Raw genomic sequence first — 12,670 nt, forward strand, 5'->3', positions numbered from 1 at the left:
ACTACCTTAAATCCCCTTATATAAAGGAACATACTTATTGTTTTTTAATATATACATCTCTTCTCTTTTTATATTTACAAAAGAGTTATCATTAATTTCTGATATTTTCCCTTTTAAATAAGTTACTAAAAGATCAGCTGAAAGATTTTCTCTGCTTCCTGTTGCTATTAATACATTTAAAATTAATTCATTATCTTTTACCCAATATTTAAATTCTTTAACTAAAGGTTTTATATCAGTAAGCTTTTCACCTTTTTTAGTTTTCTTAACTATTTCCCATTTATCCTCATTTAAAGTTTTCATCATTTCTTCTTCAACTTTAGAAGTTCCATTAAGTTTTACCTTAATTGTATATCTTGCTCCATCTAAAAGAGCCATAGCTTGTGGTAATCTCTTAACATTTTCTATTATTTCAACAGGAGTTGCATGTAAAAACTTAATTGATTCTGTTGTACTTTCATTTAGTTTTTCCAAAACCTCTCCTACTCCAATAGATTTAGTTAAAACTAAATCTAAATATTCACCATCTGAATAAACTCCAACTGAAAGTGGTTGTGCTATTGATAGTGACATATGGGGATTAAATCCCTTCGAATATTCAACTGGTAATCCTGATCTTTTTATTATTCTTTGAATAGTTCTCATTAAATCTAAATGACCAATGAATTTAATATTTTCACCCTTAGTAAATTTAATTACGTATCGCACCTTCAAAACACTTCCCATCTTTAAAGTTTATATTTATTCCACAACCTGTACAGCCTTCTAAACAATTTTTAGTAAGCTCAGCTTTTTTTGCTTTTTCATTTTCTCTTTCAAGATATTTTCTATTAACTCCAATATCTATAAAGTCCCATGGAAGAATTTCGTCATAATCTCTTTCTCTATAAACATAGAACTCTGGATCTAAATTGCATTCTGAAATAGCTTCATTCCATATATCCATATTAAAATATTCTGACCATCCATCAAATTTAGCACCCTTTTCAAATGCTTTTATTAAGACGTCACAAGTTCTTCTATCTCCTCTTGCAAATACAGCTTCCATAAATGAAACTTCTTGCTCATGATAGTTATAAACTATACTTCTTGATTTTATTGAATCTCTAACAGCTTTTATTCTTTCAGCAACTATTTCTGGTCTAGCCATTGGAGCCCATTGGAATGGAGTAAATGGTTTTGGAACTAAAATAGATGTACTTACTGTAATTTTTAATCCCTTATTTCTAACATCCTTTGGAATTCCAAAATAAACATCAGCCATTTTTTCTGCTAATTCACCAATTCCAGCTGCATCTTCAGTTGTTTCATAAGGTAATCCTAATATGAAGTATAATTTAATAGTACTCCATCCTGATTCAAAGGCACTTTTAGCTGCTTCTAAAATTCTTTCTTCAGTTAACCCCTTGTTTATTATGTCTCTCATTCTTTGAGAACCAGCCTCTGGAGCAAAAGTTAATCCTGTCTTTCTAACCTTTTGAATTTCCTTAATTAAATCTACCGAAAAAGCATCAACTCTTATTGATGGAAGTGCTATTCCGACTTTATTTTGCTCATGTTCTAAAATTAAATTAGATATTAAATTTTGTATATTAGAATAATCACAAATACTTAAAGAAGATAACGATACTTCATCATATCCAGTAGCTTTAAGAGCTTTTCTAGCTTGTTCTAATAAAGTATTAGTAGTCTTTTCCCTAACTGGTCTGTATATCATACCAGCTTGACAGAATCTACACCCATTAGTACATCCTCTAGCAGTTTCTAATACAACTCTATCATGTACTATTTCAGTATAAGGAACTATCATTTCATCTGGAAATGCTACTGAATCAAAATCATTAACAATTCTCTTTTTTACTTTAGCTGGTACATCATCATATTTAGGCTTAAACTCTTTTATAGTACCATCTTCGTTATATGTAACATCATAAAGACTTGGAACATAAATTCCACCTATCTTTGAAATTTCTCTTAAAAATTCTTTCTTATTAACTTTCCCATTTGCTTTATGTTTTGCGTAAACCTCTAAAACATCATTCATCATTTCTTCACCTTCACCAATTTCGAAGAAATCAACGATATCATATAAAGGTTCTGGATTGTATGCACAAGGACCTCCAGCCATAATTATTGGCTCATCTTCTCCTCTTTCACTTGCTCTTATTGTTATTCCTGACATATCAAGCATATTTAATATATTTGTATAACTCATTTCATATTGAAGAGTAAATCCAAGCATATCAAATTTATCTAATTCAGTTTTAGTTTCTAAAGTAAATAATTTTATGTCATTTTCTCTCATTAATGCTTCCATATCTGGCCATGGTGCAAAAACTCTTTCACAATATGTATCTTTTCTTTCATTTATAGTATGATATAAAATTCTTGTTCCTAAATGAGCCATTCCCACTTCATATACATCTGGAAAACAAAATGCAAATCTTATATTAACATCTTCTGGATTTTTTATAACTTGATTTAATTCTCCCCCTACATATCTAGATGGCTTTTCTACTTTACATAAAATATCATCAGTTATTTTATTCATAAGCTTCCTCCTTTAACTTAGTTAATAGCTATAAAGTTAGTGAAAAAAATTCAGCTTATGCCGAATTTTTTTCACTAACTATTAATTTATAACTTCTAATTACTAACTATCTAAATGCTATTCTAGCATACTACTAATAAAAAAGTAAACTAATTCGAATTCTTGTTTTTTATATTAAAATATTCCTCTAATGTAATATTTCCATAAAGTTTTAACGCTTCTATAAGTTCATCTTCATACATTATGAACAAAAGTCTTAAATCATCATCTAAAACATAAAAAGAATTAAATCTATTCTTATCTATAATTGCCATAACATTTACTAAACCCATTTTGTAATACACAGATATACTTTTATTTTCAATATAATTATTTCTTAATAGCTTATTTCTTTTTATAAATATATTTCCCATTAATATATACATTGCTGATTTTTTTTCACTTTTAGTTATTAAACAGATTATTATTGCAGCAATAATTAAACTAATATTTATACCATCATTATACATAAATATAATTAATGATATGGCAATTAGTCCAAATGCTATCATATAACTAATTTTAGAAATTATATCTATAACTTCTTTAAATAATATTTTTGAAGATAATATAATCTCTAATATCCTAGAACCATCTAAAGGATACGCAGGAAGAATATTAAAAAATAATAAATTTAAATTAATGTTAATCATTTTACTTACTATATTATTATTAGTTATTAGACTGATAAAAAAAAATATACATATAATAACTAAATTCATAAATGGTCCAGCTAAATATATTTGAATTTTTTCTTTCTTAGATAATTCCTCAATATTTATAAATTCAGCACTTGTACCATATATATGAATTTTGAAGTTATTAAATTTACAGCCATTCCTTTTAGCTACAATTATATGAGATATTTCATGAAGAAAAATACTTATAAATGCTAAAATAATTGATTCATTTAAGTTAATAAGTATAAAAAATAATATAATTTCAGCTAAAAACCCCTTTTTCCATCTATCCATTACACCACCCTTATAGACTCACATTATATTGCTGCCTCCTTAATTTTTATTTTAAAAATCAGCTTTTCCTCCATTTAAGCTTGTCTTTATGTAATTGCTTATCTTATTTAATATCTCTGAAAAATTAAGTACTTCAATTTCTTGGTTTTCAATACTATAAGTTTTATCATTCATTACTGCTTTTACATTTTTATAAGAGTTTTGTTCATTTGGAGAATACTTCAAATAAAATGCTGCCATAAACATGAATATAACAACAACCAATTGATAAATAAAAACATTAGCCATGCTTGAAAAAAAATCTTTCTTTTTATTTTTTTTCATATCACTTTCATATACAGCTTCAAATGTATTTCTTTTATAAACAGGTGAATTTTTTCCTAGATTCTTACTTTGTAATTCTTGATAGTATTTTTTGTATTGATTACTATAACTCCTCATTTTTTCCTCCTAAAAAATTTCTTATTAGATTATATTTTTATAAACAAAAAAATATGCAATGTATTATAAATACAATACATTGCATATTTAAATTATTTAAAAATTTATCTTTTTTCTTCTCATACCTATATTAAGAACCATCCCAAGGGAAATAATAGTTGTTGCTAACGAACTTCCACCATAACTAACTAAAGGCAAGGTTATTCCTGTTATAGGCATTAAACCTATGGTCATTCCAATATTTTGCCATATTGCAAATAAGAAATATGAAATCATTCCTGTAGTTAATATACTTCCAAACATATCTTTTGCTGTCCGTGCTATATTTATCATTCTAGATATAAGAACTCCATATAAAGATAATAAACAAATAGCTCCAAAAGTTCCCCATTGTTGGCATACTTGACTAAATATAAAATCTGTTTGTATTTCCGGTACATATTGGGATGCATATCCACCTGTCCCATCATTAGCCAAAGAATCAAGAGTCCCAAGAAATCCTCCTGAACCAATTGCTATAAGTGATTGCCTTAAATGATATCCTGAACCTGATGTATCTGTTTCTGGATTTCTAAATGATGTTATTCTTCTTTTTTGATAATCATGTATTAATCCTGAATTCCATACTAATACAATTCCTACTATTAAAGCACCTAATCCACCTATAATTATTCTTTTATCTAATCCACCTATAAAGAAAACACCTAAAACCATGAAAAATAATACCATTGTCATTCCCATATCTGGTTGAATTACTATAAGTCCTGCGGGTATTATTGCATAAAAAGCTAGTACAAAGAAGTTTTTTAAATTATTTATTTCTCCATCTAAATCTTCTAACTTCTTTCCCATCATCATAACAGTTGCAATCTTTGCTAATTCTGCTGGTTGAAATGATAGTGGTCCTAGTCTTATCCATCCTTGAGCTCCATTAATATTAGCTCCAATTATTAAAACTAAAACTAATAATGCTATTGATGTCCAATAAAATATTGGTGTAAATGCCTTGATTATAGAATAATCTATTGATAATATAAAATATAAAAATAATATTGCTGCTATAAAAAATATCGATTGTTTTATTGGGAATATCATTCCACCCACAGATGCTTTTTTAGCAAGATAAATATTTACTATTCCAAACATAGTTATTAATATTATAGATATAAACATCAATTTATCTACTTTTTTTAAGTTTTTTAAATTCAACTTAAACTTTGATAAAGGTACCATAATTTTACCTCCTTGAATTTATCCTCACTTATTATATCCTATTTCATAATTTTTCTCTATAAATAATTCTACTACTATATATAAAATTCATAAACTTTTAAGAATTATTAATTAATTTAATAAAAAAGAGACTGTTATTATTTTTAACAATCTCTCTATATATTATCTACTTTTTATATTTTTTATTGGAATATTGGCAATTAATGCTGGTGAAGCTTCTCCCTCAATATCATCACTTCTGTTTAATGATATTTCTACATCATTAGCATCAATTTCTATATATTTAGAAATAACTTCTAGTATTTCTCCCTTTATCTTATCTAAAATTTCAGGAGACAAATCACCTCTATCATGAATAAGTATTAACTTTAATCTGTCTTTAGCAACTTCCTTTGGTGTAGCTTTGTTAGAAAATACCCTTAATAAATCCATATGCCTTTATCCCCCTAATTTTTCTTAAAAATTCTTCTTATAGTTGAAAATAATCCAGTAGATTCTGTACCTAACTTCATTAATGGAACTTCTTCCCCAGTAAGTCTTTTAGCTATATTTCTAAACGCCTGACCAGAAGTAGATTTTTCATCTAATACTATTGGTTCTCCTTTATTAGTTGAAATAGTTATACACTTATCATCAGGTACAACGCCTAATAATTTAACAGATAAAGTTTCTATAATATCTGATACGTCAAGCATATCTCCCTTTTTTGTCATTTCGTAATTTAATCTATTAACTATTATAGTATGATCTTCTAATCCTTTTGCATCTAACTTTCCTATTACTCTATCCGCATCTCTAACTGAAGTAATTTCCGGATTAACTACTACAATTGCTTTATCAGCACCAACAACAGAATTTTCAAATCCTTGTTCAATTCCAGCTGGTGAATCAATTATAACATACTCAAATTCTTCTTTAAGTTTATTAACTAAATCAAACATATCTTGTGCTCTTATATCATCTTTATCTTTTGTTTGAGCTGTTGGTAATAAAAAAAGATTATTGTATCTTTTATCTTTTATTAATGCTTGTTTTAATCTACATCTATTTTCTATTACATCTATTATTGTATAAACTATTCTATTTTCTAATCCCATTAATACATCAAGGTTTCTTAAACCAGTATCTCCATCAACTACAACAACTTTTTTTCCTAACGCCGCTAATGCAGTTCCTAAATTTGCTGTCGTCGTAGTCTTTCCTACACCACCCTTTCCTGATGTAACAACAATCGAAATTCCCATGTAAATCCCTCCACTTTAGTATATATATTTATTTGGTAAATATGGTTCTACTACTATATAACCATCATTTATTTGTGCAACTTCTGGATAAGATGGCTTTAATCCGTCATTTGGTGATACAGTCAATATATCTGAAATTTGCATTAATTCTGGTTGTAAAAAAAACGCTGCTATTATTGCTTTATCATTTCCTCCAACTCCAGCTCTAACATGTCCTTTAATTTCTCCAAGAACTATAATGTTACCACCAGCAGAAACTTCAGCTCCACTATTAATGTCACCTATTATGATTATATTTCCAAAATAATCAATAGATTGCCCTCCCCTTATTGTTTTCTTGATAAATTTGGTTTTTCCTTCATTAATTCCGTTAAAAAATTTAACTGACTTATTTTCTTTAACTTTATTAATATCATCAAAAATACAATCCTTTATATCTATACTTTGAAATAATTCTTCTTTTAATCTAATTATTTCACTATTATTAATACGTTTAAGATCGAATGTTATTTTTAATATAGAGTTTTTATAAAAACCTTTATTTTTTGATAAGTCAGATATTAATATTTCAAGCATATTATCAAAACTTATAAATTTATCCATATCTATTATGATATTTACTCCGTCTTTATTTCCTTTTATTTGTATTTTTTCATCCTTCATTGGTTATCCTCCACCAATTTAAAAGTCAATTTACTTTTAATTATATCATATAACTATATTTTAAAACATAACTTACTTAAAAGCATTATTATTTATATAAAATAATACTTGTTTTGCTAATATCTGCATTATTTAATTGTACTTTAACTCTTTATTTAAGTAAAGTTATATAAGCCTTTTTATAAAAATAAGAGAGGCTATTTTAACCTCTCTTATTTTTATAAAACTACTAACCTTAATAAATTTCTATATTTTAATCTATTCTTCAGCCTTAGGTTCCTCACCTTGATTTGCATCTTCTGATGATTCTTGATTATTATTTGCTGGTGCATCTAAAATATATTTTTTAAACGTTTCTGAAATTGCTCCATAATTGGGATTCATAGCTAATAATTCATCTTTAAAGAAAGCTTCATATATTCCTTTATGAATATATGCACTATTTGCACCTCTATTTCCATCATAAATAGTTGAAAATATTGCGATTTGAGGATTATCCATTGGTGCAAAACTTATATAATTTGCATATGCCTTTCTTCCTTGAAAATCATATTGTTCTGATGTCCCAAAGTCGGCAGTTCCTGTTTTACCACAAACTGCAATAGGGAAATTAGCAAATAAAGCATGGTTGGTTGAATTAGCTGGTGAAGTATTAACTCTTCTCATTCCATCTTTAATAACATTTAATATATTTGCATCAATCGGATTACTTTCTATAACTTCAGGATTAAACTCTTGAATAATTTCTCCCGTTGGTGATGTAACTTTATCAACAATAGAAACCTTATAACGAGTTCCACCATTTGCTAATGTAGCAACATAGTTTGCCATTTGCAGGGGTGTGAAGGCATTCATACTTTGTCCAATAGCATCTTGAACTAAGTTTATTGGAGATTTTATTTCTGATGTTTGATTTGTTATAGTAAAATATGCAATTGCATTAGCTACTGTTTTTGCTTGTGAATCTATATCTACTTTTTTATTATTTGCCGCTTCGTAATTAGCTACATTTTCTTTATATTTATCTGATATTTTCATTATACTCTTTACAGTATCAATTATACTTTCAGCATATTCATCTTGACTAGAAATTTGTTCTTTTGTTCCAACTTTAAGTAATGTTTCTTTTACATTATTTTTTAAACTAGTTTTTAATTCCTTTAACTCATCCGGGTCAGTGCTTACATCACTAATATCAAATGGCACAAATGTATAACCATAGTATACACCTTCTTCAAGAGCTGGCACTAAGCTATATTTAGCATTTGAAGCTAATGTTCTTCTCCATGAAACAAAATTATATGTTTGCCCAAAGTTCTCATATATTTGTATGCCTGTAGAAGCTGCTTTTCCTTGTTCTGCTCCTAAACCAAATCTCCAAGCGTAATTTGCAATAGAGTTAAGAGCATTTATATCTGCACCATTTTTAACATATAATCTAATAGCAGTTTCATAAAAGAAATAGTTAGATGACACTTCAAGTGCTTTTCTTACATCAGTAATCCCATTTCCTATCTTTTGAAAGTTTTCTAAAACTTGATTACCTGTATACTCATTACTCCAAACTCCAACATCATTAACAGTATCATTTTCAGTTATAGCTCCATCACTTAAGCCCGCAACAGATGTTAATGGCTTAAATGTTGACCCTGGAGGTACTAAACCTTGGGTTGCATAGTTAAACATTGATCTTGGATACAAATCGTAATTATCTTCCCTAACTCCATATTCATTTATAGGGAAAAGTTCATCTAAACTTCCCTTTGCACCACTTTTTTGAATATGTTGTGTACCAAATAGTTCATAATTTGGATTGAAATATTCATTATATTTTTCTGTACTTAATTCACTAGGAATTGCAAAATCATTAGGATCAAAATTAGGATAACTTGCCATAGCTAAAACTCTTCCAGTATTAACCTCTATAGCTACAACAGCTCCTCTAGTTGCACTTGTTAATCCTTGCCCTTGTAGTTTAAGAATTTGATCTTTTAATCCTTCTTCAGCAGCATATTGTATATTTTTATCAATTGTTAAATGAACATTATTTCCTGGATAAGATTCTAATTTAAATAGTTCCTCTGTTGTTCTTCCTTGAGAATTTACCTTAACAGTAGTTCCACCCTTCGTTCCCTTTAGTTGTTCCTCAAAAGATGATTCAATTCCAGATACACCAATTAAGTCCGTAGATGTATCATATCCCCTCAATTCATAACTTTCCTTTTGAGAACTACTTATTGATGATACATATCCTACAACAGATGATGCTAATCTACCATATGGATAATATCTAACTGGTTTTAAGCTAACATTTATACCTGGTAAATCATTTAATTGTTGATATACAATAAATGCAGTATCTCTATTTATATTGCTTGCTATTGTTATATTAGAGTATCCACTAAAGCTTCCCATTTTTATAGCATCCTTTATAACAATATATCTTCTTAATTGCTGTATAGGATATACCTTTAATAAGTCATCTAATATTTCCCTTCCAGTTGAATTTTTATATTTTTTAGCCAACTCCGTTGCTTCTTCTGAAGTATAGTTTTCTGGTAATAAAAGCTTATATAAATCATATGATTTTACAAGATAATAAAAAGTATCTTCTGCAGATATTTCCATAAGGGCATCATTAACTTCTTTTATTTCTTCATCTGTATAATCACCTTGTTTATTTTTAAACTTATCTTTTTCTATATCTTCATTTAATCCTCTATCTCTTTTAAATCTTATTTCAAGATTTCTCCTGTTAGATTCATTATCTGTTTTAAAGTCAAAATAGATATTTCCGTTATCATCAACTTTAAGAGCTAAATCATCTTGGAAAATTTCACCATTGTTTTCTAATATCTTAAATATTTTATCCATGGTTTTGTAAAATTCTTTAGTTGAATCTTCAGTTTCCATATAAGTTAAAGTATAAGTTTGCTTATTAGTTGCAATAACATTTCCTTCACTATCATATATATTTCCTCTTGGAGCTTCCTCTGAAATAAATTTAGTCGAGCTTACATCAGCTCTTTCTTTATAATCATCATATTTGTATACTTGAAGATATAATAACTTAACAATAATTGTTCCCATCATTATAAACATAATTATATACAAAACAGAATATCTTGAATTTTCTTTATCTTTTTTAGGTTTATTATCTATCATTTAAACCTCCATGTATTTCTGTCTAAATATTTATCTAAAGTTTTTAATATTAAAGTATAGAAAAGCATCATACAAATAGCATTTAATACACATGAAATTAATGCTATAGATATATTTATTTTTTGCGAAAACAACTTAAATATAATTACTACACCTAAAACTTTTAATATTGAAATACCAAGAGAAGTCAATACTACTACTAGTCTATTTTCTTTAAATATACTTTCTCCTATTTTTGCACATAAAAAACATAAAAGCATATTTAAAAATAGATTTACCCCAAATCCTGAAAAGAAAAATATATCTTGCAAAAAACCAGTAATTATTCCTATAAATACAGCCTCTTCTTCACCAACTATAATTGAATAAGCTATAGCAAATACAAATAATAAACTTGGAAAAGCTCCATTTATTGAGTAATATGGCAATAATGTATTATCTATTATTAATAAAATTAATGAAATAATTATTAAATATACTCTCTTCATACCATTACTCCCTAATACCAATTTCTTCTTTAGGAATTACAATAAATAATTCTTCCAATTTATTAAAATCTACATATGGCTTAACAACAGCCTTTTTCATAATTCCAACACTATCTACCTCTACTGAAACCACTTCTCCAATTCTAATTTCTTGTGGATACATTGTTCCAAGACCAGAAGTTAAAATTACATCTCCCTCTTTTATCTCAGATTCAATTGGAATATTTGATAATATAGTTAAATTTTTATTTTTATTACTTGTAGCACCTTGTAATATTCCTGTTGTTTCCCTAGTACTTTCCACCATAGAAGCCACTGCAATATTTTCATTTAATATAGTTTGAACTATGGAATGATTACCTTCTGATTTTGTAACCTTTCCAACTAATCCAGCTGGAGTTATTACTATCATATCCTTCTTTATTCCATCATTAGTACCCTTATCGATTATATATCCATTTGAAATATTTCCTCCACTATATCCAACTATATTACATCCTAAATAATTATAGTTTTTATGTGCCTCGGAATAATTAAACATTTCTCTTAATCTTGTATTTTCTTCCTTCATTCTGTTATATTCAACTAACTTATTTTCTAACTCTGCATTTTTATCTGTAAGTTCTTTATTTTCTTGTTTTACTTTTGAAAAATTAATTAAAAAATCTAAAGATCCATTTAATTTATCATTTGCACTATAGATTATCTTTTGTAATGGACTAATAACACTACCTGCACCACTAGATATAATATTTGAATTGCTTTTTAAACTGAAAATAATTATGCCTAAAAAGGCAACTGACAGTACCACAATAGTTACTGCCAGTTTATTTTTAAAAGGTTTCATTATTGACCTCTTTGATTCTTGCTTAATTCATCAAAATTTTCTAGTGCCTTTCCTGCTCCTAAAACAACGCAATCTAATGGTGTCTCAGCAATGTGAACAGGCATGTTTGTTTCTTGGTTTATTAGTTTATCTAGTCCTTTAAGTAAAGCTCCGCCTCCAGCTAACATTATTCCTTTTTCCATTATATCAGCTGATAATTCAGGTGGAGTTTTTTCTAATGTAGTCTTTATTGATTCAATAATTGAATATACTGGCTCCTTTAATGCTTCTCTTATTTGATCCTCTGTTATTGTAACTATCTTTGGAAGACCAGTTATCATATCTCTTCCCTTGATATCCATAGAAGCATTTTCTTCATCAATCTTATATGCTGATCCTAACTCCATTTTTATTTGTTCTGCTGTTCTTTCACCAATCATTAAGCTAAATTCTTTTTTAACATATGCTATTATTGATTGATCTAATTCATCACCAGCAACTCTTAACGATTTGCTAGTTACTATTCCTCCTAATGAAATAATCGCAACTTCAGTAGTTCCCCCTCCAATGTCAACTATCATGCTTCCTGTAGGTTCTCCAACTGGAAGTCCTGCTCCAATGGCAGCAGCCATTGGTTCTTCCATTAAAACAACATCTCTTGCTCCAGCAAATTTTGCAGCTTCTTCAATAGCTCTTCTTTCAACTTCTGTTACTCCTGATGGATAACATACTATTATTCTTGGACTAGTAAATGCACTTTTACTTGTTACCTTTTCTATTAATTTTTTAAGCATAGTTTGAGCAACATCAAAATCTGCTATAACTCCATCCTTAAGAGGTCTTATTGCAACAATGTTTCCTGGTGTTCTACCTATCATAAGCTTTGCTTCTTGACCAACTGCTAGAGGTTTTCTTGTATTACTGTTTATTGCTACAACTGAAGGCTCACTTAACACAATTCCTTTTCCTTTAACGAAAACAAGCGTGTTAGCTGTTCCTAAATCTATTCCCATATCTTTGTTACTAATGAAAAATCCCATATGAAT

The 12,670-nt window shown here is 28.0% G+C and carries 12 protein-coding genes; all 12 read right to left on the minus strand.

Features of this window, described 5'->3' with window-relative positions; all coding sequences use genetic code 11:
• Positions 1–6 precede the first annotated feature (6 nt).
• The 12 genes from QZ321_RS10605 to QZ321_RS10660 all read right to left on the minus strand — a co-directional run bounded on the left by QZ321_RS10605 (position 7) and on the right by QZ321_RS10660 (position 12,664).
• Entirely contained in the window at positions 7–708 is a 702-nt protein-coding gene (locus QZ321_RS10605) for a TIGR03936 family radical SAM-associated protein (protein WP_291747423.1), read from the minus strand.
• Entirely contained in the window at positions 692–2,551 is a 1,860-nt protein-coding gene (locus QZ321_RS10610) for a TIGR03960 family B12-binding radical SAM protein (RefSeq protein ID WP_291747358.1), read from the minus strand. The genes QZ321_RS10605 and QZ321_RS10610 overlap by 17 nt, the downstream gene beginning before the upstream one ends.
• A gap of 149 nt (positions 2,552–2,700) precedes the next feature.
• Entirely contained in the window at positions 2,701–3,564 is an 864-nt protein-coding gene (locus tag QZ321_RS10615; RefSeq protein ID WP_291747360.1) for a site-2 protease family protein, read from the minus strand.
• Positions 3,565–3,615: 51 nt separating this feature from the next.
• Positions 3,616–4,005, minus strand: a complete 390-nt coding sequence (locus QZ321_RS10620; protein ID WP_291747363.1) for a hypothetical protein — start codon at positions 4,003–4,005, stop codon at positions 3,616–3,618.
• Positions 4,006–4,101: 96 nt separating this feature from the next.
• Positions 4,102–5,238: a rod shape-determining protein RodA gene (gene rodA, locus QZ321_RS10625; protein WP_291742374.1), complete on the minus strand. Its 1,137-nt coding sequence runs from the start codon at positions 5,236–5,238 to the stop codon at positions 4,102–4,104.
• Between the two features lie 162 nt (positions 5,239–5,400).
• A complete protein-coding gene (minE, locus tag QZ321_RS10630; protein ID WP_291742377.1) occupies positions 5,401–5,670 on the minus strand; it encodes a cell division topological specificity factor MinE in 270 nt (89 codons plus the stop codon).
• Between the two features lie 14 nt (positions 5,671–5,684).
• Complete coding sequence (gene minD / locus QZ321_RS10635) at positions 5,685–6,482, minus strand: septum site-determining protein MinD (RefSeq protein WP_291747366.1); 798 nt, start codon at positions 6,480–6,482, stop codon at positions 5,685–5,687.
• A gap of 15 nt (positions 6,483–6,497) precedes the next feature.
• Positions 6,498–7,145: a septum site-determining protein MinC gene (gene minC, locus QZ321_RS10640; RefSeq protein ID WP_291742383.1), complete on the minus strand. Its 648-nt coding sequence runs from the start codon at positions 7,143–7,145 to the stop codon at positions 6,498–6,500.
• A gap of 258 nt (positions 7,146–7,403) precedes the next feature.
• The gene (locus QZ321_RS10645) at positions 7,404–10,310 is read right to left on the minus strand and encodes a penicillin-binding transpeptidase domain-containing protein (protein WP_294196794.1); all 2,907 of its coding nucleotides are present in this window, start codon (positions 10,308–10,310) and stop codon (positions 7,404–7,406) included.
• Positions 10,307–10,798, minus strand: coding sequence for a rod shape-determining protein MreD (mreD, locus tag QZ321_RS10650; RefSeq protein ID WP_291747370.1), 492 nt, complete (start codon positions 10,796–10,798; stop codon positions 10,307–10,309). Before mreD ends, QZ321_RS10645 begins: the two co-directional genes overlap by 4 nt.
• A 4-nt stretch (positions 10,799–10,802) precedes the next feature.
• Complete coding sequence (gene mreC / locus QZ321_RS10655) at positions 10,803–11,645, minus strand: rod shape-determining protein MreC (RefSeq protein ID WP_291742392.1); 843 nt, start codon at positions 11,643–11,645, stop codon at positions 10,803–10,805.
• On the minus strand, positions 11,645–12,664 hold the full coding sequence (locus QZ321_RS10660) for a rod shape-determining protein (RefSeq protein WP_291742395.1): 1,020 nt from the start codon (positions 12,662–12,664) through the stop codon (positions 11,645–11,647). The genes mreC and QZ321_RS10660 overlap by 1 nt, the downstream gene beginning before the upstream one ends.
• Between the last annotated feature and the right edge of the window lie 6 nt (positions 12,665–12,670).

Origin of the sequence: uncultured Clostridium sp. (genome assembly GCF_910588715.1) — a bacterium.
GTDB lineage: Bacteria > Bacillota > Clostridia > Clostridiales > Clostridiaceae > Clostridium.

Coding starts and splice junctions, on each gene's coding strand:
- QZ321_RS10610 (WP_291747358.1), bottom strand. CDS start 2,551: ATGAATAAAATAACTGATGATATTTTATGTAAAGTAGAAAAGCCATCT.
- QZ321_RS10615 (WP_291747360.1), bottom strand. CDS start 3,564: ATGGATAGATGGAAAAAGGGGTTTTTAGCTGAAATTATATTATTTTTT.
- QZ321_RS10620 (WP_291747363.1), bottom strand. CDS start 4,005: ATGAGGAGTTATAGTAATCAATACAAAAAATACTATCAAGAATTACAA.
- rodA (WP_291742374.1), bottom strand. CDS start 5,238: ATGGTACCTTTATCAAAGTTTAAGTTGAATTTAAAAAACTTAAAAAAA.
- minE (WP_291742377.1), bottom strand. CDS start 5,670: ATGGATTTATTAAGGGTATTTTCTAACAAAGCTACACCAAAGGAAGTT.
- minD (WP_291747366.1), bottom strand. CDS start 6,482: ATGGGAATTTCGATTGTTGTTACATCAGGAAAGGGTGGTGTAGGAAAG.
- minC (WP_291742383.1), bottom strand. CDS start 7,145: ATGAAGGATGAAAAAATACAAATAAAAGGAAATAAAGACGGAGTAAAT.
- QZ321_RS10645 (WP_294196794.1), bottom strand. CDS start 10,310: ATGATAGATAATAAACCTAAAAAAGATAAAGAAAATTCAAGATATTCT.
- mreD (WP_291747370.1), bottom strand. CDS start 10,798: ATGAAGAGAGTATATTTAATAATTATTTCATTAATTTTATTAATAATA.
- mreC (WP_291742392.1), bottom strand. CDS start 11,645: ATGAAACCTTTTAAAAATAAACTGGCAGTAACTATTGTGGTACTGTCA.
- QZ321_RS10660 (WP_291742395.1), bottom strand. CDS start 12,664: ATGGGATTTTTCATTAGTAACAAAGATATGGGAATAGATTTAGGAACA.